Source organism: Nocardioides sp. (assembly GCF_964229035.1).
Taxonomy (GTDB): domain Bacteria; phylum Actinomycetota; class Actinomycetes; order Propionibacteriales; family Nocardioidaceae; genus Nocardioides.
Map to the genome: position 1 here is coordinate 56938 of NZ_CAXRAZ010000057.1, position 10301 is coordinate 67238.

At 73.4% G+C, this 10301-nt stretch carries 13 protein-coding genes; 7 read left to right on the plus strand and 6 right to left on the minus strand.

What is annotated here, in order from left to right:
* Nucleotides 1-98 precede the first annotated feature (98 nt).
* The 5 genes from ACERUN_RS17445 (at nucleotide 99) to ACERUN_RS17465 (ending at nucleotide 2963) form a co-directional block, all read left to right on the plus strand.
* Complete coding sequence (locus ACERUN_RS17445; protein ID WP_370291334.1) at nucleotides 99-911, plus strand: SOS response-associated peptidase; 813 nt, start codon at nucleotides 99-101, stop codon at nucleotides 909-911.
* Nucleotides 908-1681, plus strand: a complete 774-nt coding sequence (locus ACERUN_RS17450) for an alpha/beta family hydrolase (protein WP_370291335.1) — start codon at nucleotides 908-910, stop codon at nucleotides 1679-1681. The genes ACERUN_RS17445 and ACERUN_RS17450 overlap by 4 nt, the downstream gene beginning before the upstream one ends.
* A 24-nt stretch (nucleotides 1682-1705) precedes the next feature.
* Nucleotides 1706-2449 carry a sigma-70 family RNA polymerase sigma factor gene (locus ACERUN_RS17455; RefSeq protein ID WP_370291337.1) on the plus strand — a complete coding sequence of 248 codons (744 nt, stop codon included), beginning with the start codon at nucleotides 1706-1708 and terminating at the stop codon, nucleotides 2447-2449.
* Nucleotides 2446-2763, plus strand: a complete 318-nt coding sequence (gene rsrA / locus ACERUN_RS17460) for a mycothiol system anti-sigma-R factor (RefSeq protein WP_370291338.1) — start codon at nucleotides 2446-2448, stop codon at nucleotides 2761-2763. Before ACERUN_RS17455 ends, rsrA begins: the two co-directional genes overlap by 4 nt.
* 125 nt (nucleotides 2764-2888) lie before the next feature.
* Nucleotides 2889-2963, plus strand: coding sequence for a 50S ribosomal protein bL37 (locus tag ACERUN_RS17465; protein WP_370291352.1), 75 nt, complete (start codon nucleotides 2889-2891; stop codon nucleotides 2961-2963).
* Between the two features lie 112 nt (nucleotides 2964-3075).
* On the opposite strand, the gene ACERUN_RS17470 is transcribed toward ACERUN_RS17465, so the two are convergent.
* The 3 genes from ACERUN_RS17470 to ACERUN_RS17480 all read right to left on the minus strand — a co-directional run bounded on the left by ACERUN_RS17470 (nucleotide 3076) and on the right by ACERUN_RS17480 (nucleotide 6386).
* Nucleotides 3076-3480 (minus strand): thioesterase family protein, encoded by a 405-nt coding sequence (locus ACERUN_RS17470; protein WP_370291340.1) that lies wholly within the window; start codon nucleotides 3478-3480, stop codon nucleotides 3076-3078.
* 3 nt (nucleotides 3481-3483) lie between these two features.
* Complete coding sequence (locus tag ACERUN_RS17475) at nucleotides 3484-5217, minus strand: acetolactate synthase (protein WP_370291341.1); 1734 nt, start codon at nucleotides 5215-5217, stop codon at nucleotides 3484-3486.
* Between the two features lie 77 nt (nucleotides 5218-5294).
* The gene (locus ACERUN_RS17480; RefSeq protein ID WP_370291342.1) at nucleotides 5295-6386 is read right to left on the minus strand and encodes a DUF2785 domain-containing protein; all 1092 of its coding nucleotides are present in this window, start codon (nucleotides 6384-6386) and stop codon (nucleotides 5295-5297) included.
* On the opposite strand from ACERUN_RS17480, the gene ACERUN_RS17485 reads away from it, so the two are divergent.
* Nucleotides 6292-7770 carry a histidine kinase N-terminal domain-containing protein gene (locus ACERUN_RS17485; RefSeq protein ID WP_370291344.1) on the plus strand — a complete coding sequence of 493 codons (1479 nt, stop codon included), beginning with the start codon at nucleotides 6292-6294 and terminating at the stop codon, nucleotides 7768-7770. The two genes, ACERUN_RS17480 and ACERUN_RS17485, sit on opposite strands and share 95 nt — an antisense overlap.
* A gap of 83 nt (nucleotides 7771-7853) precedes the next feature.
* On the opposite strand, the gene ACERUN_RS17490 is transcribed toward ACERUN_RS17485, so the two are convergent.
* Nucleotides 7854-8108: a WhiB family transcriptional regulator gene (locus ACERUN_RS17490; RefSeq protein ID WP_038678054.1), complete on the minus strand. Its 255-nt coding sequence runs from the start codon at nucleotides 8106-8108 to the stop codon at nucleotides 7854-7856.
* Nucleotides 8109-8342: 234 nt separating this feature from the next.
* On the opposite strand from ACERUN_RS17490, the gene ACERUN_RS17495 reads away from it, so the two are divergent.
* A complete protein-coding gene (locus ACERUN_RS17495) occupies nucleotides 8343-8828 on the plus strand; it encodes a hypothetical protein (protein WP_370291345.1) in 486 nt (161 codons plus the stop codon).
* A 21-nt stretch (nucleotides 8829-8849) separates the two neighbouring features.
* Here the strand turns inward: ACERUN_RS17495 and ACERUN_RS17500 are convergent, their stop codons facing one another.
* Nucleotides 8850-9662: an RNA polymerase sigma factor SigF gene (locus ACERUN_RS17500; protein WP_370291348.1), complete on the minus strand. Its 813-nt coding sequence runs from the start codon at nucleotides 9660-9662 to the stop codon at nucleotides 8850-8852.
* Nucleotides 9659-10072, minus strand: a complete 414-nt coding sequence (locus ACERUN_RS17505; RefSeq protein ID WP_370291349.1) for an anti-sigma factor — start codon at nucleotides 10070-10072, stop codon at nucleotides 9659-9661. The genes ACERUN_RS17500 and ACERUN_RS17505 overlap by 4 nt, the downstream gene beginning before the upstream one ends.
* Nucleotides 10073-10301: the final 229 nt, after the last annotated feature.

Sequence of the window (10301 nt, forward strand, 5' to 3'; positions counted from 1 at the left end):
GACCTCCGGCGTCCATCCGCCGTCCGCCGCCCGGCGGCTGCCGCGAAGCCCGTCCCGAGGCCGTCACTGGCCCGGCGCTGCGCGATTAGGCTGCGGCCATGTGCGGTCGCTACGCGTCCAGCCGGTCACCGGAGGATCTCGCCGAGGAGTTCGAGGTGCTCGACCCGCGCCTCGAGCGTGCCCTGCCACCCTCGTGGAACGTGGCCCCCACCGCGGAGGTCTACGCGGTGTTGGAGCGCGTCGCGAAGGATCCCGACGGCGGCAGCGACGTCGGCGCCACGGCGCGTCAGCTGCGCACCGTGCGCTGGGGCCTGGTGCCCTCCTGGGCGAAGGACCCCTCGATCGGCAGCCGCATGATCAACGCCCGCGCCGAGACGCTGGCCGAGAAGCCGGCCTTCCGCAAAGCCCTGCAGGTGCGCCGGTGCATCGTGCCGGCCGACGGTTACTACGAGTGGTACGTCACCGAGCGCACCACCGCTCGGGGCAAGCCCGTCAAGCAGCCGTACTTCATCACCCCGAGCGACGGGTCGGTGCTCGCGATGGCCGGCCTCTACGAGATCTGGCGCGACCCCACCCGCGCGGACGACGACCCCGACCGCCTGCGCTGGACCTGCACCGTCATCACCACCTCGGCCACCGACGAGCTCGGCCGCATCCACGACCGCATGCCGCTCATGGTGGGTCGCGACGCGCGTGACGCGTGGCTCGACCCGACCCTGACCACGCCCGACCTCACCGCGCTCCTGACCCCCGCCCAGCAGGGAGGGCTCACCGCCTTCCCCGTGTCGGCGGCGGGCGGGTCGGTGGCCAACGACGGACCCGAGCTGGTGCGGCCCCTGCCCCTGGAGGAGCTCCCGACCGCGCCCACGTCGGCCGAGGTCGAGGACGACGCGCAGGGCCGGCTACTGTGAGCGCCACCCCGGCCCTCGGGCCGACCGAGCACCTCGTCCCTACTCCGCACGGTGAGGGGCGGCTCGTCGTCCACCGCCCGGGTGAGGGGGTGGCGCTGAGCGCGACCCTGCTGCTCAGCCACGGCGCCGGGGGCGGCATCGAGGCGCGCGACCTGGCGGCGCTGGCCCGCGACCTGCCGGCGGAGGGCTTCGCGGTCGTGCTCTTCGAGCAGCCGTGGCGCCGAGCCGGGCGCAAGGTCGCCACGCGGCCTGCCAGTCTGGACGCCGGCCTCGCAGCCGCCCGGTCAGCGCTCGCCGAGCTGACCGAGCTGGCCGGGTCGGCTGAGCTGGCCGATCTCGCCGGCCTGCCGCTGGTGGTGGGCGGCCGGTCGGCGGGTGCCCGCTCGGCGGCCCGCTCGGCCGTCGGGCTGGGAGCGGTCGGTTGCCTCGCGCTGTCGTTCCCCCTCCACCCGCCGGGCCGCCCGGAGCGCTCCCGGCTCGCCGAGCTCGAGGGGCTCGCCGGTCTCGCCACACTCGTCGTCCAGGGCGAGCGCGACCCGATGGGCCGACCGGAGGAGTTCCCTGCCCCGCTGCCGCCCGGCGTCGATCTCGCCGTGGTGCCCGCCGCCGACCACGGGCTGGCGGTCGGACGCACCGCGCCCCTGAGCCAGGACGACGCCCTGGCGGTGGTGGTCGAGAGCGTGCTCGAGTGGCTGGTGCGCGAGATCGTGGGATGTCCGCGGCGTGCCGACGGCGTGGCTGGCGAGCGTGGGAATGCGCCCGGCGCGTGAGTCGTTGAGACGTCCATGATCGCGATGACCGAGCGCCCCGTGGCGGCTCCCGTCGTCGGCTCGCGCCGGCTCCTGCGTTCGGACGCCGTAGGCTGGGCGACGATGACTGAGACCTCCGATCTGTCCGACCTCGACGGCCCGCTCGACGTGGCCGCCGAGCCCGTCGATGTCGCCACCGAGACCCCCGAGGAGCGGGCGCTGCGCTTCGAGCGCGACGCGCTGCCGTTCCTCGACCAGCTCTACGGCGCGGCGATGCGGATGACCCGCAACCCCGCCGACGCCGAGGACCTCGTCCAGGAGACCTTCGCGAAGGCCTTCTCCGCCTTCCACCAGTTCAAGCCCGGCACCAACCTCAAGGCCTGGCTGTACCGCATCCTCACCAACACCTTCATCAACAACTACCGCAAGAAGCAGCGCCAGCCCCAGCAGGCGCTCGCCGGCGACACCGGCGACGTCGAGGACTGGCAGCTGGCCCGCGCGGAGGCCCACACCTCCTCGGGCCTGAAGTCGGCCGAGATGGAGGCGCTGGAGCACCTGCCCGACTCGCAGGTGAAGGACGCGCTGCAGCGGCTGCCCGAGGAGTTCCGACTCGCGGTCTACCTCGCCGACGTCGAGGGGTTCGCCTACAAGGAGATCGCCGAGATCATGGAGACCCCGATCGGCACCGTGATGTCGCGGCTGCACCGAGGCCGTCGTCAGCTGCGCGACATGCTGTCCGACTACGTGCGCACCGGCGGTGACGCACCTGTGCAGGGAGGCGGGCGATGAGCACCGACCGCGAGCACCACGACCACTCGACGCACGAGGGCCACGCGCACCTGCACGAGGACCCCACCAACGCCGAGTGCGCCGACGTCCTCGAGCGCATCGTGCGGCTGATCGACAACGAGCTCGAGGCCGGCGACTGCGCCGTGGTGCGCGCGCACATCGACTCGTGCAGCCCCTGTCTGGAGCGCTACGACCTGCAGCGCACGGTCAAGGCGGTCGTCGCGCGCTCGTGCGGCGAGACCGCCCCGGCGGACCTGCGGGAGCGTGTGCGCATCCAGATCCGCGAGGTCCAGGTCCGCATCAGCGAGGGCTGAGCCACGGCGGCGGGCCCCCGGGTTTGGGGGGCGGCCGCGCGACCTGAGAGACTGCACCGATCATCACGGGCCCGACCAGGGGCAAGCACACCTGGACGCGTGCCCGAGCCGACCGAGGAGGAACCATGGGCAAGACCGGCCGCAAGCGCCGCGCGCGCCGCAAGAAGGGCGCGAACCACGGCAAGCGCCCCAACACCTGAGCGTTCCGCGCTCCCACGAGCCCCCGACCGGGATGTCCCGGCCCCGGGGGCTCGTCAGTTTTTCCGCCGAGCCGGCAGGAATGGTTTGCCGAGACGGCAGGGACGGGAGGCCTCAGCCGCGCAGGCGGGACAGGAAGCGTTCGGCGTCCACGACCACCCGGGTGACCTCGCCCGAACCGACGAGACGTCCCGGCGCGTCGTCCTCGCCGGCCTCGCGGACGGCGACCGCGAAGCGCCGCAGCCGCCCGTCGGTGTGCACCAGCCGAGCGGTCACCACCAGCCGCGCCCCGACGGCGCTGGGGGCGAGGTGCTCGATCTCGACCCGCGTGCCCACGGTGGTCTCGCCCTCGGCCAGCGCGTCGGCGATCGCGGCGCAGGTAGCCGCCTCGCACCAGGCGAGCAGCACGGGGGTTCCGAGCACGGGCAGGCTGCCGGAGCCGACGGCGGCCGCGGTGTCGCTCTCGCCCACCGTGCGCACCAGCCGGGCGCTCGCGGTGTCGGGGGTCGGCGTGCCCACGACTCAGATCCCGAGCGTCGCGCGCGGGTAGGCGGCGTCGACGTCGGTGATCACGTTGAGCAGGTAGGGCACCCCGGAGGCGAAGGCACGGTCGAGGGCGGGCCCGATGCCGCGCGGGTCGGTGATGGTCTCGCCGGCGCCGCCGAGTGCGGAGACGACCTGGTCGTAGGCGGTGCGCTGGGCGAGGTCGGCGGCGACGTCGTAGCCGTAGATCATCTGCATCGGTCCCTTCTCCAGGCCCCATGCGGAGTTGTTGCCCATCACCATCACGACCGGCAGGTCGTGGCGCACCAGCGTGTCGACGTCCATCAGCGAGAAGCCCGCCGCGCCGTCGCCGAGCAGCAGGACGACCTGCGACGACGGTCGCGCGATGCGCGCAGCGATCGCGGCGCCGAGCCCGGCGCCGAGGCAGCCGTAGGGGCCGGGGTCGAGCCAGCAGCCGGGGCGCCGGGGCTCCACGAACTTGCCCGCGAAGGAGACGAAGTCGCCGCCGTCGCCGATCACGACGGCGTCGTCGGCGAGGCGGGGGAGCAGCTCGCCGTAGATGCGCGCCGGGTGGATCGGGTCGGCCTCGGCGGTGAGCAGCTCGGCGTCGCGCGCCGCGGCCGCGGTCACCACGTCGCGCAGCGAGGAGATCCAGGCCTCTCGGTCGCGCCCGCCGCCGCCCTGCAGGGCCTCGGTCAACCCGTCCAGCACGGAGGTCAGGTCGCCGGCCACGGAGGCCGCGAGATCGGCGTGGCGGGCGACCTGGTCGTCGGCGTCGGCGATGTGGACGACGGCCGCCGGCGTCGCGCCGTCCTTGCCGCCGAAGACGCCGTAGCCGAGGCGGAAGTCGAGCGGGGTGCCCACCACCACCACGAGGTCGGCGCCGCCGAGCGCGGCGCCGCGGGCCTTCGTCACGAGCAGGGGGTGGCCACCGGGCACGATGCCCCGGCCCATGCCGTTCGTGATCGCCGGGATCCGAGCGGCCTCCACGAGCCGCAGCGCGGCCGCCTCGGCGTGGTCGGCCCACACGTCGGTGCCCAGCACGATCACGGGCCGCTCGGCGCGGGCCAGCAGGGCGGCGATGCGAGCGACGGCGTCGGGATCGGGAGCGGCGCCGCGGAAGCGCGCGCCGTCGCCGGCCGGTGCGGGTCGCCGGCCGCTGCCGGCGTTGAAAAACTCATCCATCGGGACGTCGACGTAGGTCGGCCCGCGGTGCGAGGAGCGCGCCTGGGTGAAGGCGACGTCGAAGCCGGCAGCGACGTCGTCGGCGCGCATCAGCGTGGCGGCGTGCTTGGTGACCGGCTCGACGATCGGCAGGTGGTCGATCTCCTGCAGGGCGCCGCTTCCCCAGCGGTTGCTGGGGGCGCGCCCTCCGACGACCACCATGGGGGAGCCCGCGAAGCGCGCCTGCGCCATCGCGCTGATGCCGTTGGTGACGCCGGGCCCCGCCGTCAGCACCGCCAGCCCCGGCACGCGCGTCAGCTTGCCCGTGGCCTCGGCGGCGAAGGCCGCCGTCTGCTCGTGCCGCACGTCGAGCAGTCGCACGGGGTGGGCATCGACCGGCGCCCGGCCCTGGGCGGAGCCGACCGCGCCGTCGTACATCGGGAAGACGTGGGCTCCCGACAGCGTGAACATCGTCTCGACGCCGTGGGCCTGCGCCACCGCGACGGCGAGCTCGCCGGCGTGGCCCGTGATGGACGCTCCGGCCTCGTCGGGTGCGGGGGAGCCGTTGGTCTCGGTGGTGGAGGTCACGTCCGCACCTTAGTGCGCGCCCCCAGCCGTCCGCCTCGCGCAGGCCGGGTCCGGCGTCGGCGTCGCGGGGGTGAGGGTCAGACCCGTCGGTCCAGCAGTGCCGGGTGGACGCGTCGCAGCGAGGCGACGAGTACCAGCAGGAGGTCCGAGCGCACGCCGGGGTGCTCGGGCGAGACGGCCAGCTGCAGGTAGAGCGCGCGCAGCACCGCCTGGGCGTTGCCGGTGCGCAGGAACGGGTCGCCGCCCCCGCGAGTGCGACCTCGGGCGCCGGCCTCGATCCTGTTGACCCAGGGTTCGACGACGGTGAGCGGGACCCGGTCGCGGCGCAGGATCTCCATCACGGCGTGGGCGATCCGATCCGGTTCGCCGTGGACCAGCAGGGGAGTGGCGGGGTCGAGAACCCGGTCGGCGATCACGTCGAGCAGCACGGTGAGCTCGGTGGCACCGAAGTAGGGGGAGCGGGCCAGGGCGCCCAGGGCGTCCGCGCCGTGGGCCGCGGCGTGCGCCCAGCCCCGACCATCGACGAAGCCCCGCAGGTCGCGCTCGCGCACGAACCACGCCGCCAGCCGGTCGCCCCACTCCAGGATCCGCGACGGCGGCTGGCGGCGCACGAGCGTGTCGCGATCGATGCACTCGGCGAGCACGAGGGCGGAGAAGCTGCGGCGGAAGACCGAGTCGGTGCCGCTCTCGCCGATCCCGATCGACAGGCCGGCGCACATGCCGTCACCGAGACCGGCCAGCAGGTCGTCGTAGGCGCCGTGCTCGATCCAGGTGGCCAGGAGCGGGTACGCCAGACCGTCGCGGATCTCGGGATCCGGGTCGCCCAGCATCCGTGTGAGCTGTGCGGTCAGGTCGCTGAGGCGGTGCTCCTGGGGTGGTGTGTACTCGCCCTCGCGCAGCCGCTGCTGCAGGCGCACCCAATCCACCGCCACGTCCGATCGCCTCCACGCCCAGCCCGAAACCTGAGTCTCCCGGGGCCCTATCCTGCCAAACGTCGGGGACGACGATGCCGCGGCCCCGTTACGACGCGGTGACGCCTCGGCGGCCGGTGCACGCCTCGGTAGGTTGTGCTCCGTGCCCACGCTGTCAGCCATCGCCCGGCGCCACACCGATCTCGACGAGGCCGACGTCTCCTGGCTGCAGCTGCTGCAGGCCGACTGGCAGATCATCGCCGATCTCTCGTTCGCCGACCTCGTGCTCTGGCTCCCCGATCGCGAGGGTGGCGGCTTCTGGGCGGGCGGTCAGATGCGCCCGACCACCGGGCCGACCGCCTACGTGGACGACATGATCGGCACCTTCTCACCGACCGGGCGTCGTCCCCTGGTGGACGAGGCGTGGACGAGGCGCCGCATCGCCCGCGAGGGCAACCCCGAGTGGCGCGACGACGTCCCGGTGCGGGTCGAGGCGATCCCGGTGCGCCGCGACGATGAGGTGATCGCGGTGATCAGCCGCAACACCAACCTGCTCGGCGTCCGCACCCCCAGCCTGCTGGAGATCAACTACCTCCAGACGGCCTCCGACCTCGCGCAGATGATCGCCGAGGGCACCTTCCCGAGCGCGGCCCAGCGCAGCGACCACGCCGACACGCCCCGGGTGGGCGACGGCTTCCTGCGCGTGGACGCCGAGGGGCGCGTGGTCTACGCCAGCCCCAACGGCCTGTCGGTCTACCGCAAGCTCGGGCTCACCGGCGACCTCACCGGACACCTGCTCACCGACCTGACCCGCGACCTCGTGCCCCCGCGGCGTCGTCCCGACGAGGAGACCCTGAGTGCGGTGCTCGGAGGGCGCTCGCACCGCGACACCGAGCTGGGTTCCTCGGGCGGCCCGGCGGAGGGCGTGTCGCTCATCGTGCGCTCGATCCCGCTGCGCCCGCGCGGGGAGCACATCGGCGCGATGATCCTGTTGCGCGACGTCACCGACCTGCGCCGCCGCGATCGCGAGCTCATCACCAAGGACGCCACGATCCGCGAGATCCACCACCGGGTGAAGAACAACCTCCAGACCGTGGCCGCGCTGCTGCGTCTCCAGGCGCGGCGCATCGGCTCGCCCGAGGCCGCGGCGGCGCTGGAGGAGGCGGTGCGTCGGGTGGGCTCGATCGCGATCGTGCACGAGACCCTCAGCCAGGCGGTCGAGGAGACGGTGGCCTTCGACGACATCGCCGACAGGCTTGCGCGCCTGGTCACCGACGTCGGCTCGACCACGGCGCAGGTCCGCGTGCGCCGCGAGGGCGGCTTCGGGGTGCTGCCCTCTGAGATCGCCACCCCGCTCGCGATGGTGGTCATGGAGCTCATGCAGAACGCGGCGGAGCACGGCTACGAGGCGGGCGACGAGGGTCGGATCGTGCTCCACGTCGAGCGCCACGGCGCCGTGCTCGACGTCGCCGTCGAGGACGACGGCCGCGGGCTGCCCGAGGGCTTCGACCTCGACGAGACCACGAGTCTGGGCCTGTCGATCGTGCGCACGCTCGTGGAGTCCGAGCTCGGGGGCCATCTCACGCTGGGTCACAGCCTCGAGGGCGGCACCCGTGCCGCGATCAGCCTCCCGGTCGAGTGAGGTCGGCGCGGGCGTCGCGGGCGGACCGGTAGGGAGCCGCGGCGAACGCGTGGGCTCAGACCTGCAGGATCAGACGGGCAGGATCAGACGGGGGTGCGCACGCGGGCGCGGGCGTTGCGTCGCTTGAGCGCGCGCCGCTCGTCCTCGCTGAGACCCCCCCAGACACCGTGGTCCTGCCCGGCCTCGAGCGCCCACGCGAGGCACTGCTCGCGCACGTCGCAGCGCCGGCACACCGCCTTGGCCTCCTCGATCTGGAGGATGGCCGGTCCGGTGTTGCCGATCGGGAAGAACAGCTCCGGATCCTCGTCGAGGCATGCGGAACGGTGTCGCCAATCCATGGGTGGGAATGCCCTCTTTCCTACGTGCAGATGGCCCTTGTTCTGGGCACGCGTCGAAGCGCAAAAGTGAACCGCTTCACGATCGCTTCCGCAAGACTCGCAAGGAATCGCTCGTGAATCAAGCGGATCGGGTGGTCGGCTGGGTCACAACCGTCCCAGAAGCCTCGTGAACGCGCACCGAGGCGCGCCGTGGGAGCACCCTGAGGAGGTGGACGCCGCCTCTAGGCTGGCGCAGTGAGCACGCCCCGCGACCCCTCGTTCGAGCCCGCTGACGGCCCCGGCCGCCCCGACGGCTCCGGCGGCCCCGACGGCTCCGACCGGCCCACGCCGGGGGCACCTCCGCCGTTGACGGTCGCGGCGTCCCTGGTGGGGCTCCAGGGGCTCGTGCTCCTGCTGCTCGCCCTCGCGGAGGCGGCGAACGTCGAGTCCAGCCGAGCGTCGCTGGGCATCTCGACGGCCGCCTTCTTCGGCCTCTACGCGGTGGTGCTGCTCGCCGCCGCGACCGGCCTGGCGCGCCGGGCCACCTGGGCGCGCGGCCCGGCCCTGTTCACCCAGCTGGTGGGCCTCGGGCTGGCCTGGAACCTGCGCGACCTGTGGCTGGTGGCGGTGCTGCTGGCGGTCGCCTCCGTGGTGGCCCTGATCGGACTCGTGCACCCCGACACCGTGGCGGCACTGGAGCGTGGCGGCGACGAGGCGAAGGCCGAGCCCGGCGACGGTTGAGCCGGCGGGCTCATCGCCCGATCAGTGCTCGGACTCCAGCGAGGTCCGCAGCTGCTCGAGGGTGCGGTTGAGCAGGCGGGAGACGTGCATCTGCGAGACGCCGATCTCCTCGGCGATCTGCGACTGAGTCATGTTCTTGAAGAAGCGCAGCAGGAGGATCCGCTTCTCGCGCGGGGGCAGGCCCTCGAGGAGCGGCTTGACCGACTCGCGGATCTCGACCTGAGCGAGCGCCTCGTCGTCGATGCCGATGGCCTCGAGCATGCTCTGGCCAAGCCCGCCCTCGCTGTCGTCCTCGCTGGCGTCGAGGGAGAGCGTGGCGTAGGCGTTGCTCGACTCCAGGGCCTCGACGATCTCCTCGACCGAGCAGCCCACCGCCCCGGCGAGCTCCCGGGGCGTGGGTGAGCGGCCCAGGCTCTGCGTCAGGTCGCCTGTCGCGGCGCTGATCTGCATGCGCAGCTCCTGCAGGCGCCGGGGCACGCGGATCGCCCAGCCCTTATCGCGGAAGTAGCGCTTGATCTCGCCGAGGATCGTGGGCGTGGCGTAGGTGGAGAATTCCACGCCGCGCTCGAGGTCGAAGCGGTCGATGGCCTTGATCAACCCGATGGTGCCCACCTGGACGAGGTCCTCGTAGGGCTCGCCGCGGTTGCGGAAGCGACGCGCGCAGTGCTCCACCAGCGGCAGGTGCAGGTGCACGAGGTCGTCGCGCGCCGTCTCGCGCTCGGCGCTCGTGCGGGCGTCGTCCTGGAGGGTGGCGAAGAGCGCGAGGCTGCGGCGGCGCGTCTCCTCGGCCGCCGGCGAGCGGACGACGGCCTCCCGAGAAGGCTCCGCGCTCATGGCTCGAGCGTGGAGTGCACCGTGAGGCTGACGGCGTACCTGCCGGGGGCGTGGTCGACGGCGGCCTCGGTCGCGAGTGTGGCCAGCACCTGCCAGCCGAAGCTCTCGTAGTCAGGTGCCGCAGGGGCGGCCGCGGCGGTGACCAGCTCGAGGGCCAGGGCGCCGGGGGAGAGGCGGTAAGTGCACGCCAGCTCGGCGCCCGGGTCGGCTTCGTCCAGCACCATCGCGGTGGCCTCGGACACCGCGATCCGGAGGTCCTCGATGTCGTCGAGGGTGAAGTCCAGGCGAGCGGCCAGGCCGGCGGTCAGCGTGCGGATCACAGAGGCGAACGCGCCGTCGGCGGGCAGCCGCAGCGCCACCTCGGCCGTATCGGGAGCGACTCCGACACCGGGGTCGTGGTGGTTGGGCATCGTGCTCCTCCTCGCACCGGGGTCCGGTGGTCGCCAAGCCTACGACAACGCCTCCGGCGTCCTCCGCTCGCGGGGTCGCCCCCCGTGGACGACGCACGACGGCGGGGGCCGGGCCCCACGTCGATGATCTGGTCGAGCAGCGTCACCAGCAGAGCCGGGTCGTGGGTGGAGTTGTTGTCGAGCAGGGTGCACCGCTGGGCGCCCTGCGGGAACGCGGTGCAGAACTGGG

Excerpts from the sequence above, each read along its gene's own strand:
- ACERUN_RS17480 (WP_370291342.1), bottom strand. The coding sequence starts at position 6,386 with ATGATCTGCCAGTCGGCCTGCAGCAGCTGCAGCCAGGAGACGTCGGCC.
- ACERUN_RS17490 (WP_038678054.1), bottom strand. The coding sequence starts at position 8,108 with ATGGATTGGCGACACCGTTCCGCATGCCTCGACGAGGATCCGGAGCTG.
- ACERUN_RS17500 (WP_370291348.1), bottom strand. The coding sequence starts at position 9,662 with ATGAGCGCGGAGCCTTCTCGGGAGGCCGTCGTCCGCTCGCCGGCGGCC.
- ACERUN_RS17505 (WP_370291349.1), bottom strand. The coding sequence starts at position 10,072 with ATGCCCAACCACCACGACCCCGGTGTCGGAGTCGCTCCCGATACGGCC.
- ACERUN_RS17455 (WP_370291337.1), top strand. The coding sequence starts at position 1,706 with ATGACCGAGCGCCCCGTGGCGGCTCCCGTCGTCGGCTCGCGCCGGCTC.
- ACERUN_RS17445 (WP_370291334.1), top strand. The coding sequence starts at position 99 with ATGTGCGGTCGCTACGCGTCCAGCCGGTCACCGGAGGATCTCGCCGAG.
- rsrA (WP_370291338.1), top strand. The coding sequence starts at position 2,446 with ATGAGCACCGACCGCGAGCACCACGACCACTCGACGCACGAGGGCCAC.